Source organism: Rhodococcus sp. NPDC057014 (assembly GCF_042673295.1).
Classification (GTDB): domain Bacteria; phylum Actinomycetota; class Actinomycetes; order Mycobacteriales; family Mycobacteriaceae; genus Rhodococcus_F.
Window position 1 is genome coordinate 19,010 of record NZ_JBHUSF010000085.1, and the last position, 11,589, is coordinate 30,598.

14 protein-coding genes are annotated in these 11,589 nt (G+C 66.0%); 6 read left to right on the forward strand and 8 right to left on the reverse strand.

What is annotated here, in order from left to right; translation table 11 throughout:
* Positions 1-18: 18 nt before the first annotated feature.
* From ACFTZB_RS18610 to ACFTZB_RS18620, 3 genes are all read right to left on the reverse strand, one after another.
* Positions 19-723, reverse strand: coding sequence for a hypothetical protein (locus tag ACFTZB_RS18610; RefSeq protein ID WP_378433436.1), 705 nt, complete (start codon positions 721-723; stop codon positions 19-21).
* A 116-nt stretch (positions 724-839) separates the two neighbouring features.
* A complete protein-coding gene (locus ACFTZB_RS18615) occupies positions 840-1,271 on the reverse strand; it encodes a hypothetical protein (protein WP_378433437.1) in 432 nt (143 codons plus the stop codon).
* A 116-nt stretch (positions 1,272-1,387) separates the two neighbouring features.
* Positions 1,388-1,984 (reverse strand): FHA domain-containing protein, encoded by a 597-nt coding sequence (locus tag ACFTZB_RS18620; RefSeq protein WP_378433438.1) that lies wholly within the window; start codon positions 1,982-1,984, stop codon positions 1,388-1,390.
* 315 nt (positions 1,985-2,299) lie between these two features.
* Between ACFTZB_RS18620 and ACFTZB_RS18625 the strand changes: the two genes are divergently transcribed.
* Entirely contained in the window at positions 2,300-3,532 is a 1,233-nt protein-coding gene (locus tag ACFTZB_RS18625) for a DUF6745 domain-containing protein (RefSeq protein WP_378433439.1), read from the forward strand.
* A gap of 39 nt (positions 3,533-3,571) precedes the next feature.
* Positions 3,572-4,027, forward strand: a complete 456-nt coding sequence (locus tag ACFTZB_RS18630) for a hypothetical protein (protein WP_378433440.1) — start codon at positions 3,572-3,574, stop codon at positions 4,025-4,027.
* Positions 4,028-4,120: 93 nt separating this feature from the next.
* Here the strand turns inward: ACFTZB_RS18630 and ACFTZB_RS18635 are convergent, their stop codons facing one another.
* From ACFTZB_RS18635 to ACFTZB_RS18650, 4 genes are read right to left on the reverse strand one after another with little or no spacing between them, the layout of a single operon-like run.
* Positions 4,121-5,047 (reverse strand): VOC family protein, encoded by a 927-nt coding sequence (locus tag ACFTZB_RS18635; RefSeq protein WP_378433441.1) that lies wholly within the window; start codon positions 5,045-5,047, stop codon positions 4,121-4,123.
* Positions 5,048-5,059: 12 nt separating this feature from the next.
* A complete protein-coding gene (locus ACFTZB_RS18640) occupies positions 5,060-5,941 on the reverse strand; it encodes a fumarylacetoacetate hydrolase family protein (protein WP_378433442.1) in 882 nt (293 codons plus the stop codon).
* A 24-nt stretch (positions 5,942-5,965) separates the two neighbouring features.
* A complete protein-coding gene (locus ACFTZB_RS18645) occupies positions 5,966-6,430 on the reverse strand; it encodes a hypothetical protein (RefSeq protein WP_378433443.1) in 465 nt (154 codons plus the stop codon).
* The gene (locus ACFTZB_RS18650; RefSeq protein WP_378433444.1) at positions 6,375-7,565 is read right to left on the reverse strand and encodes a bifunctional 3-(3-hydroxy-phenyl)propionate/3-hydroxycinnamic acid hydroxylase; all 1,191 of its coding nucleotides are present in this window, start codon (positions 7,563-7,565) and stop codon (positions 6,375-6,377) included. Before ACFTZB_RS18650 ends, ACFTZB_RS18645 begins: the two co-directional genes overlap by 56 nt.
* 207 nt (positions 7,566-7,772) lie before the next feature.
* Here ACFTZB_RS18650 and ACFTZB_RS18655 point away from each other — a divergent pair, with 207 nt between their 5' ends.
* The 3 genes from ACFTZB_RS18655 (at position 7,773) to ACFTZB_RS18665 (ending at position 10,539) form a co-directional block, all read left to right on the forward strand.
* Positions 7,773-8,480: a FadR/GntR family transcriptional regulator gene (locus tag ACFTZB_RS18655; RefSeq protein ID WP_378433445.1), complete on the forward strand. Its 708-nt coding sequence runs from the start codon at positions 7,773-7,775 to the stop codon at positions 8,478-8,480.
* 129 nt (positions 8,481-8,609) lie between these two features.
* Complete coding sequence (locus ACFTZB_RS18660) at positions 8,610-8,975, forward strand: MmcQ/YjbR family DNA-binding protein (RefSeq protein WP_378433448.1); 366 nt, start codon at positions 8,610-8,612, stop codon at positions 8,973-8,975.
* A gap of 160 nt (positions 8,976-9,135) precedes the next feature.
* Positions 9,136-10,539 (forward strand): CHASE3 domain-containing protein, encoded by a 1,404-nt coding sequence (locus ACFTZB_RS18665; RefSeq protein ID WP_378433446.1) that lies wholly within the window; start codon positions 9,136-9,138, stop codon positions 10,537-10,539.
* A 9-nt stretch (positions 10,540-10,548) separates the two neighbouring features.
* Here the strand turns inward: ACFTZB_RS18665 and ACFTZB_RS18670 are convergent, their stop codons facing one another.
* On the reverse strand, positions 10,549-10,998 hold the full coding sequence (locus tag ACFTZB_RS18670; protein ID WP_378433449.1) for a DUF5990 family protein: 450 nt from the start codon (positions 10,996-10,998) through the stop codon (positions 10,549-10,551).
* A gap of 165 nt (positions 10,999-11,163) precedes the next feature.
* Between ACFTZB_RS18670 and ACFTZB_RS18675 the strand changes: the two genes are divergently transcribed.
* Positions 11,164-11,589, forward strand: a 426-nt coding sequence (locus ACFTZB_RS18675; protein ID WP_378433447.1) for a DoxX family protein, incomplete at its 3' end; no start/stop codon positions are given.

The window sequence follows — 11,589 nt, forward strand, 5'->3', positions numbered from 1 at the left end:
GCGCGGCCGTCCGCGACCTCACAGCGTCGGCCGGTCCAGCGGCCGTGGGAGCGGTGCGAGTGCGCCCGCGTCCCGCAGCCGCTCGTACACGCTGACCACCGTGTCGATCGTGCCCGAGGCTGCGATGTGCAGAAGCACGCCGCCGTCCGGAACGGCTCGACGGCTCGCCTCCAGTCCGTCGGGTATCAGGACTGCGCGGGCCGGGCACAGGTAGCCGTACCGGCCGACCACAGGATCGCCGACGACGAATCCGGCGTCGTCTTCCAGGGCGTCGAGAATGTCGTCGTCGGTCACGTCGCCGAAGTCCGGCTCCCACACCGACGCGAGCATCGCGAGCAGTTCGGATTCGGGGACGACGGCACCGTCGGGCGCGTCGACACCCATCACCAGCGACTGCAGCAGAAACTGCGGGGTACCCCCGGCCACGCCGGAGAGTTCGACCGACCACCCGGCCTCACCAGTGCACACCAACCGCAACCCGGTGCCCGTCAGATCCGACCACGCCTCCGCCTCCTGCGCGACCAGAAGAACCGCCGTCAGCTCATCCGGCGCACACGCGGTATCCGGTCCCGACGCGTCCACCTGCCGCCACGCGCCTCCTGCCGGCGACGCGGCTTCCGGCAGCAGCCGCGAGACCTGTTCCAACGTCAGCCGCCATCGCCCCGCCAGCGCCTCGACCGGCTCCGGTCGAGGCCCCCAGAATGCCCGCACGACGCGTCGCATGCGAATGCGTCCTCCTTGCCGCAAGTATCGGCCCCGCCGAGATCGGCGAGCGTACTTGCGGGCACAGTGTATTCGCGATTGCTGACGTACGACCGAACACCGATGCGAGTGTCCATTCAACCAGCGCTGGAATTCCTTGTTCCAGTTGGCCATGCGCTGATCGCCGCGAGTAGCGCATCGGCTTGCTTCACCTGGCGATGCATCCCGAACGCGTCGACAAGTAACAAAGCAGCCGACCCGGCGAACACCCACGTCAGGAGTGAGCCACCCTCGTCGGCGAAGTTGGTCAGCGCGACGAATGACATGAGGAGCCCGGCGGCGAGCATCGCCCAGCGGCCGCGGGCGCCCGACCGTCGGTTCTCGACCAGTCGCGTTCGCCACGAACAGATGTCTGCGTTCGGTGGCAGCGCGCGGTTGCTGATCGCCGTCGACACCTCACGTTTCGCGGCCAGCCGTGGGCTGCGACCGCTCTTGATGAGCCAGAGCGGCACGACATATGCGGCGACGGCGCCCACCGCGCCACCGACAATCACCGTGATCGGATCCATGCATGCCTCACTGGGTAGACGTTGTTGACAACAACAGGATCCGCCGGACCTCCCGCGCGCCGGAACGCATCCTGGGGTGGGAAATCGACCCCTTCGGCCTGGAGCCGGGCGCAATCCTAGTTCAGGACGCCGTTGCTGAGGGCGAGAGTGACGAGTCGGGAGCGTTTCTGATTCTGAGGGAGATCCTCGATCTGGAACGCGCTGAAGAGGGCACGGAGATGGGTCTTGACGGTTTCGGCGCTCAGGTGCAGGGCGTCGGCGATCTGGCGGTTCGATGCCGGGATGGGGTGGTCGGTGCCGTCGTGGAATGGCCGGCACAGTTCGGTAAGGACATTCCGTTGGGCGGGGGTGAGAACTATGTCGACGTCGACGGTGTTCCCGATGTGGGTGACGCCGCAGTCCGTACCCGGCTCGCCGTGGTAGGTGAGGATGCTCTCGCCGACTTGGATGACGTCTCCGGGGTGCAGTGTCTGGCGCCCTTGCAGGCGGGTGCCGTTCACGAAGGTGCCGTTGCGGGAGAGGCCGTCGTCGGTGATGGTCCAGTGGATTCCGATGCGTTCGACGGTGGCGTGCAAGCGTGAGATGTCCGGATCGGCGGGCAGTGACAGGTCGGCGTACGAGGAGCGGCCGATGACGATCGGGGAGTGGTCCGGGACGAGAGACATCTCGCCGGTACGCCCACGGTCGGTGTACGAGAGAGCAGAGTTCGTCACTGCGAGTAGCCCTTTCGGAGTTCTCCCGTTGAGGAAGTGCGTTGCTGGGGTCCGTCGGTCGGAGGGTCGCTGTAGTTACTCGACGTCATGGTGTGCTTTCTGATGGCCCGTGCGGGTGCTGTCGATTCCTGTTCCTCCATCGTGGCGCGCAGGGGCGGGTCGTGTTAGACCCCCTGGGGGTGGTGTCCAGCCACCCCCCTGGACCGAGTCGGCGAGGGAAGATCGCGGGGGTCGGCCGGAGGTCTTGCGCTCAGGGCATTCGCGTGCCACGCTCGTATGTATGACTAGTGGAAAGGCGTACTCCGCCACAATCGCGTGAGCACCGCGCCGCTTCGCTCGGTGGCTGGGCGCCGAGCGACATTCACCGACAACACTGTTCACTCCACCGAATGCATGTGCGGTGTCGAAACTGTGCGTGACGCATGGCTCGCGCACGGGTTGTGTGCACGCCCATCCGATCGCACCACGGCGGAATCGGCTGTCGAAACACTGTATCGGCGATCAGGGTTTCGAAAGCCGGAGTTCGTCTGGGTGCCGTCACCCCCAGCCGGTTCCGACGTCATCGCCGCCGAAGGATTGGCGACGACGCTGTCGTTTGCCGGCGAAGGAGTCCAGTGCGTCGCCGTCCGAATGGCATCCATGCTCTCCGAATCGCGCAGACGCATGGACGCATTGATCGCTCACGGAAGATCCGACTGGCCGAACGAACGCCGGGCCATCGAGACCGCGCGAACCCAGTCGCCCGACGACTCTGCGCGCATCGGCATCAGCCCGAATGCAATCATCAGAGCCGCCGTGTGGGATTCGTTGCGCACGAGCCTTTTCGATGGGGCTGCTACCGCGATACGAACACTGATGCCCCCCTTCGTCGGTGGCGTGAGCTGGTATGGGCAGCAAGAAGCTCATCGCGTCGGGTACTACGACACGTACCGTCGGATTGGGCTCGCCAGGTTCCGCTCCGACGATCTCGAGTTGCTCGACATCCATACCGCCCTGACCAGTGCGACCGGGTGGTGGTGGGCGTTCGACAACGTGTGTGTCATGGCGGAACGACCCACCGCCCTGCATGTCGAGCCCATACCGGGCCGTGTACACAACGAGTGCCGATTGCATCATCCGGATGTGCCTGCGCTCGAATTCGAAGACGGTCGATCGCTTTTCGTGCTGCACGGGACGATCGTCCCCGACTGGGTCGTCCTCGAGCCGACGGTCGAACGTATCGCACGCGAACGTAATGTCGAGGTCCGCCGATGCGCGATCGAGCGCATCGGCTGGGACACCTACATCGACGAGGCCGGACTCGCGCTGATCGACCGAGCCGACGATCCCGGCAATGTCGGTCACACACTACAGCTCTACGTGATGTCGGACGGCTGGGGCCGAAACGATCACATCCTGCTCGCCGTCAACGGCTCTCCCGAACGCGACGGCCTTCGGCGTCGGTACGGGATCTATGTGCCGACACGGATTTCGTCGGCGTTGGATGCCGCAGCCTGGACCTATGGCATCAATGGCGCCGACTACGCCCGTCTCGTTCGTCGAACCTGAAACCCGAAATCCGAAACCCGAACTCCGAAGGTGACTCGCATGAATTCGATCATGACCTTGTCCGATCTCACGGCCCTGTCCGGCCTCGATGTCTTCGACTATCTCGACCAGGAAGTATCCGTACCCGTCATCGACGGTATGCAGGCCCAGGGCGATCTCCTCGTGATCCCGTATCCGATTGTCGCCGAGGTCGTCACGCCCGGCCCATGGACGCGGTCGGAGAACGTGCTGCTGTCGGGAGTGGAGTTGCTGCGGAGCGCGGCGGGCGGAAACCCGCACAGCCTCGTCGCCGACGAAGGCATGTGCACATGGTCCACGCCTGTGAACGACCCCCGGCGCCTCGCGCTCGGCATCCTCGACACCCGCGTTGCCGCCTACCTCATCCACCCCGAGCACGGAGCCACCGGCATCGCCCCCGGTCGGTATGTCATCGGACGACAGCGGGAACGGGGCGTCGGGCGGTTCTTCGAGCGGACGCACTTCGTCGTCGATTGACGTCCGGGATTCCATCCGGTTCGGCTCTTCCCGTCGCGCAGGGCACGCCGCGCCGCGGCCCTGCCGACGAGCGCGCGTCGACGAAGCCCGCGCTCACCCCTTCGCGGAATGCGCTCCGGTCATGAGGGCCGCGAGGTCGTCCGGTTCGAGGACCGACGGGGGCGGCGGCGGTCCCCAGGCGTAGAGGCCCTGGAGTCCGTGCAGAATTTCCGGGGACCAGAGTTCGTCTTCGGGGACGGTGTCCATGTCGGAGTAGTACTCGGAGAAGTTCCCGGCCGGGTCCTTGAGGTACCAGAAGAAGTTCGCGCCCGCGTAGTGGCGGCCGAGGCCCCAGATGTGGCGTTCGGGGTTGCCTGCGAGCATGGTGTGGGCGCCGCGGCCGACCTCGTCGACGTCGTCGACCTGCCAGCTGGTGTGGTGTATGAAGTTCACCGGTGCGGCCATGACGAGGACGTTGTGGTGTTCGACGGAGCAGCGCAGGAATGCGGCCTTGTCGCCCATGTAGTCGCTGACCTTGAAGCCGAGGCCGTCGGTGAAGAACTTCATGGTGGTCTCGAGGTCGGTGGACCCGATCACCGCGTGTCCGAGTTTGCGGGGGCGTACCGGGTCGGTGCGGGTGAGGAACGGGGCGCGTCCCCAGCGGTCGATGCGCCCGGGCCCGTTGTAGGCAGTGGCCGCGACGGCGGGTTCGATGACGATCCGGGGCCGGACCTGGACTCGCACCAGGGCGCCGGTGATCGGTTCGACGGCGCTGACGGACGTGCTGTCGTGCTGGATCGCGATACCGAGTCTGGTCAGCCGCGCTGTGGTGGCGGTGATGTCGTCGGGGTCGTCGGCGGCGACGGTCAGCTCGACCAGTCGCCGGGTGGGTGCGTGCACGATGTGGAGTTGTTCGCCGCCGTTGCGGGTGGCGAAGACCCCGTTCCCGCGGTGCTCGAGTCCGAAGTCGGTGTAGTAGGCGATGGTGTCGCCGACGTTGGGGACGCCGAGGGTGACCTTGCCCAGACCGTGTAGTGCCATGACGTGGTGTCCTTACTGCGCGTCGGGTTCGGCGACGAATCTCTGGTGCAGCTGACCGATGCCGTCGATCCAGCTGTCGAGTGTCTCGCCGGGCTGCAGGAACCGTTGCGGGGTGCGGCCGACGCCGACGCCGGCGGGGGTGCCGGTGAAGATGACGTCGCCGGGGTAGAGGGTGACGGTGTGGGAGAGGGTGGCGATGAGCTTCGGGACGGGGAAGATCAGGTCGCGGGTGCGGCCTTTCTGCACTTGTTCGCCGTCGATGGTGCAGCCGAGTTCGAGGTCGTCGGGGTCGGCGAACTCGTCGGGGGTGACCAGCCACGGTCCTTGCGGGGAGAACCCGGCGTAGGATTTTCCGAGCCCGAACTGTGGTGCGGGACCTCTGGTTTGGGTGATGCGTTCGGAGATGTCCTGGCCGGCGGTGAGGCCGGCGACGTGCGCCCAGGCGTCGGCGGGGTCGATGTTGCGGGTTTCGCGGCCGACGACGGCGACGAGTTCGACCTCCCAGTCGACGTTGCCGCCGGTGGGGATGATGACGTCGGTATCAGGGCCGGTGAAGGACGAGGCGTATTTGGTGAAGACCGGTGGTAGGTGGGTGGGGGATTCGAAGCCGGATTCGGCGGCGTGGGCGTGGTAATTCAGGCCGACGGCGAACACCTGCCGCGGTGCCGGCGACGGTGCCCTCAAGCGGGTGCGGTCGATCGGGACGCTGTCGTCGGTCAGAGCCGAGAGGTCCTGGACTGCGGCCCATTCGGTGACGTCGTCCCAGGCTTCGTAGAGTGCCTGCAGGTTCGGGGCGAACCGGCCGCGGGAGGCGTGGGCGATGTCGACGGCCCGCTCGGAACCGTTCTCTCCGAGGACGAGGGCGGCACGGTGGTCGATATTGGCGATGCGCATGAAAGTGGTTCTCCTGGAGTGAGTTCACACGGTGGTGGTTGCAGGGTGGGGGCTGGTAGGGGATGGGTCTAGGGTCCGCAGTCGGTCGCGGTATTCGCTGAGCAGATCCGTCAGTTGGGTGTTGTCGGTGACGCCGCCGAAGATGTAGTGATCCGGCCGGACGAGCACTGCGCTGATGTTCTGTCCGTGGAACCACCGAGTCCATTGACCGGTCGCGTCGAGCAGATCCGGTGCTCCGGTCTCCTCGACGGTCTTCAGCCGTACGCCGGTGCTGTCGAGCAGTCGCTGCAGTGTCGGATCCGCTTGCGCGACATCGGTGTCACCGCGTACCAGCAGGACCGAGCCGAAGCCGGTGACCTCGTCGAGGAGGTCGCTGTGGGCGCCGATCCGCACCGGAAACTGTGGTGCAAGGGTCCCGCGCAGCCTGCCGCCGTCAGTGTCTTGCGCGGTGACGCCGTCTCCGAGGACGGGAAGGGCTGTGACCGGCAAAACCTTCGCGGGGTCGGCCACCGCCGATCATGCGGGTATCGCGTTCGGTGGCCTTCTCCTCGTCGAGGACGCAGATGACCCGCCCGAGTTCGACCGACATCGTGACCGCATGCTGCAGGTGCGCGCTGCGTTCGGACGAGTACGAATCGAGCAATGCGAGGTCGGATTCACCGCGCAGGATCCGATCGAGCTTCCACGACAGATTGGCTGCGTCGCGGATGCCCGAGCACATGCCCTGCCCGGCGAAGGGCGGCATCTGGTGCGCGGCGTCACCGGCGATCGCGAGACGGCCGGCGTTCCACCGGTCCGCCCACCGCGCGGCGAACGTGTAGACGGCGTGCCGCTCGAGTTCACTGTTCTCCGGCGTCCGGTCCCACGCCCGGAGCAACTCCCATGCCTTCTCCGGCGTGTTCAGTTCTTCTCTCGTCTCGCCGGGCAGTCGCATGAACTCCCATCGACGACGTCCCGGTCCGCCCGACACGACCGTGGTCGGCCGGGCGGGATCGCACAGTTGCCAGTTCTGTGGTGACCAACCGCGGTCGTCGAGCGGAATGGTGTCGACGATCAGCCAGTCGAAGAAGAAGCCCTCGTCGTGCATGGTCGCACCCATGCGTTCACGGACGAAGCTGTTCGCGCCGTCGCAGCCGATCACGAACCGTGCTCGCACCTGCCGCTGTTTGACGACGGTGCTGGTGAACGTCACCACGACGTCGCGTGTGCCCTCGTCGATACCGACGACCTCGGCGCCGCGGAGCAGAGTGACGTTCGGCATCTCCTCGACCGCTGCGCCGAGGACCTTCTCGAGCTGAGGTTGGGAGAAGAAGCTGGCCGTCGGCCACCCGCTCGGACCGGTGCCGGACCAGTCGATCTTCACCAACGATTCCCTGGCGGCATTGCGCCACTCGTAGTGGTCGGGCACCGCCTCGGAGATCGACTGGATTTCCGAGGTCAGGCCCATCGATTGGAAGACTCGGCCGATCTCGTCGTCGAAGTGGACGGCTCTCGGGAGTGGGTACGGCTCCGGCCAGCGTTCGACGATCACCACGTCGTGGCCGCGCAGGCCGAGCATCCGCCCCAGCGCCAGCCCTACGGGCCCGGCGCCGACGATCACGACGTCGTGGGTGTTTTCCTGCATGTTCGTTGCTCTTCCTCGGTGAATGCACTAGGACACCAATTGAGCCCTATTGAGCATGTTCAATAGGCACAGCATGCTGTGACCCGCACCGCCTGTCAAGAGACTCGACCCGATTGATCGGTATCGAGCATGCTCAATACGGTAGAATCGGTGATGGTCCGACGGCCAGCAGTGAAGTGGTGACGGGCACGACGAAACGAGGACACGATGACCGATCTCGCACAGCGGATGATGATGGACGCATCGCTGAGCCGCACCGAGCAGGCCGCACTGGCCATCGGCCAACTCGCGGAGCAGGCGCCGCACGGCGCGCGCCTCGGTACGAAGAAGGAACTTCAGGAACAGTGCGGCGTCGCGAAGGGGACCTTCAACGAAGCTCTGCGCATTCTGCAGTCACGCGGCGTGATCACCGTCCGATCGGGACCCGGAGGGGGGCTGTTTGCCGCTTCGCCCACCCCCATCGCGCGTCTCGGGAACTCGATTCTCTCCCTCGACGCCGCGGAAGGGGATGTCGCCGATGCCGTACGTATTCGTGACGCCCTCGACCCGCTGCTCGTCGAGGACGCACTCGATCACAGTTCGGCCGTCGACATCACCCGTATGCGCACCGCCCTCGACGTCATGCGGCAGACCGCCGACGCCGGCGACGCGACGGGATTCGTCCGAGCCAACTGGGAACTGCACGCCGCGATCGCCCGGGTGAGCCCCAACGCGATCCTGAAGTCGATCTACCTGAGCCTGCTCGACCTGATCGAATCCCACACCGTCTCCGTCGAACCGGTCGGCGACAGGCCGCTGCCGGAATACATCGCCGAGCGTCAGCAGTTGCACGCCGACCTCGTCGACGCCCTCGATCGCCGTGACCGGGACGCGGCCCTCCGGCTCATCCATGCGCACAACACAACACAAGCCTGAGGTCGGACGCGCACCCACGGCCTGAAACCCGGTACGGCGGCGCCCCGGATGCAGAGCATTTAGGGTGGTGAGGTGGGAATCGGTAGCCGGGCGGCACGGGTCGAAGATGTGCACGATCTGGCTCTGGGCATGCCGCATGTCACCGTTACCCACGGCCCCGGCGACAATCCCGTCTACCAGGTCGGTGGTAAGTCGTTCGTGTTCTTCCGCAATCCGCGACCCGATGCGACGGACCCGGACACCGGGGAACGCTATGACGACGTGATCGTGTTCTGGGTGCCGTCCGACGCCGACAAGCAGGCGCTCGTCCGCGATGACACGACACCGTTCTTCACTACCTCACACTTCGACGGCCACCTGTCGGTGCTGTTGAGGGGGAGCCGCATCGGCGAGTTGTCCCGGCACGAATTGGTGGAGCTCGTTCAGGATGCGTGGCTCTCACGCGCGTCGGCGCGCAGAGCAGCGACCTGGCTCAGCGCCCACCCTCCCGCCTGACCGAACATTGGGCGTCGATCGGACTCGGCAATCGGTTCCGCCGCGCAGGTCGGGCGCAATAGTGTGGAACCGGCGGGGTCGGGACGTCCAGGCACCCGATCCTGTGTTCGGAACAGGTGAGAGGCTGACCATGTCGGGTCGGACTGCGAAGGCCAGACGGATGTCATTGCGGACGTTGCTGTGGTTGGCGATCGGGATCCTCGTGGCCCTGTTCGCCGTTACTGCGGCGTTTTCCGTGTACGGGAGACTGGTGGTTCGTGCGTCCGAGAACGTGCTCTCCGAGCGCCTCCTGCCCGCGCAGCATGCCGTGTCGGATCTGACGACCGCCTATGTGGACCAGGAGACCGGGCAGCGTGGCTATGTTCTGACCGGTGATCCGAGTTTCCTCGAACCGTACGACGCAGGCAGGGACGCCGCGGCCGCGTCCCTGTCGGATCTGACCGCGCTGCTTGCCGGCGACGCGGAGGCTTCGGCAACGCTGGACGCGGTCGTCGAGGCGGCGAACACCTGGACCACTCAGGCCAGCGAGCCGGAGATCCTCGCTCGTCGCAACAACGAGATAGCGGACGAGCAGGTCGTGGCCATGACCGCGACGGGCAAGGAACTGTTCGACGGGCTGCGCTCACAGCTTCAGGACCTCAATGCCCTGACGGATGAACGCGTGACCGAACAGGTCGATCGGGTTCGCTCGGCGCAGGTCTTGGCAAATATCGCTACCGCCGTCGCGTTCGTTCTCGCGATCGGCACCGCGATGGCCTCCCTGTATCTGACGCGACGATTGCTGACCCGGCCGATCGAGCGGCTCGTCGCAGACATCAGCGCGGTGGCCGAGGGCGACTACGAGAGGGATATCGGCACCGACGGCCCGAGGGAAGTGTCGATGATCGGCAGCGCCGTCGACACCATGCGGACCAGTCTGCTCACCCAGAATCGGCTACTCGTGCAGGCGGAACACGAACGAACCCGCCACGACGAACAAACCCGGATGGCGGCCGATCTGCACGACCTGACGATTCAGCGCGTGTTCGGGCTGGGCCTCGCATTGACCTCCCTGGCCCGACGGCATCCCCGTCTTGCCGCGGATCTCGATCCGCTCATCGACGAAACCGACAGCATCGTTCGCGGTTTGAGGGCGGTCATCTTCGACCTCGAGATTGGTGCGACCGCAGTGACGAACGGCACCGCAAGTTTGAGTGCGGCGGTCGGTGAGATCGTCGAGAGTAGTACCGCCGCACTCGGATTCACGCCCGACGTGTGCCTGGACGGGCCGGTCGACCAGTTCTCCGGCCACAACGCAGGTCCGGAACTTCAGGCGGTGCTCCGCGAGGCACTGAGCAACGTTGCCCGTCACGCCCATGCGACGTCGTGCCGTGTGATGGTCGCCGCCGACGACGACCGCCTGGCGCTGAGCGTGACCGACGACGGTACAGGGATGGGCGCGGACGTCATCCGGGGGCACGGGCTGGCGAACATCTGCAACCGAGCCGCGCAACTCGGTGGCCGTGCCGTCATCCGCGACGGCGCGCCGGGGACAGTGGTCGAGTGGGAAGTGCCCGCGTCCTGATCGCGGCGGCTACGCGGACCACTCGATCAACGGCGGACGCACTGCAGCGCACAGGGGATTCCCGCGGGCGTCGGTGAGTCCGAGTCGCGCAGTGATGCGTCCGGCCGCCGCCGCCGCGTCTGCGGTGGCCCGATCCACGCCGTCCCACATCAACTTGGCCCGCCGGAACATATCGAATTCGCCATCTCGGCCGATCGACCCCCACGACAGGTAGACGAAGCGCCCGCCGGGGCGGCCCTGTACGTACGGACCGGTGATGTCGAGACCCGCCGGCGTCGGGGTCGTCTTGCACTCGAGAACCCAGCGGGCCGTGGTCGCGTCCCCTGGATGCAGGTCGAGAAGATCGCCGGGAGCGCCGCGGCGCTGCACGGCCACATGGATGTTGTCGTAGCCGGGGAAATGGGACCCCGGCGGGCACGACGATCCGGGAAGGTCGGTTGCCTCGATCACGAGTTGCACCAGTTCATCCAACCACCCGTGAGAACCTCTGTGCGGGCGGTCGAAGAGTGGGTGGCGCACCAAGTTCGCTCCGCTGCGGTGAGTTTTCCCGTCACTTCCGGTCTGTACTGGTGTGAGGACCCACGAAGCGTGTTGGAGCTTCCTGAACAACAAGGAGAAAATTTCATGACCTCGACACCTCCCGCCACCGGAGCGTCCGCCGAGACACCCGCGCCCACGGACGGAACGACGAAGAAGGCCCGAGTCGCAGGGCTCGTCGTCAGCGCACTCGCGGTGCTGTTTCTCCTCTTCGACTCGCTCATCCACATCGCGAACACCCAGATGGTGCGTGAGGCGATGGCAGAACTGGGCTTCGCCGAGAACCTCAACCGCGTGATCGGGGTGGTTCTGCTGGTGTGTCTGATTCTCTACATCGTGCCCGCCACCTCGATCCTGGGCGCCGTGCTGCTCACCGGATACCTCGGTGGAGCGGTCGCTACCAACATGCTCACCGAGCAACCGATCGTCAGTACCACCCTGTTCCCGATCTATGTGGGCATATTCGTGTGGGGCGGGCTGTACCTCCGCGACCCGCTGTCTCTTATACACATC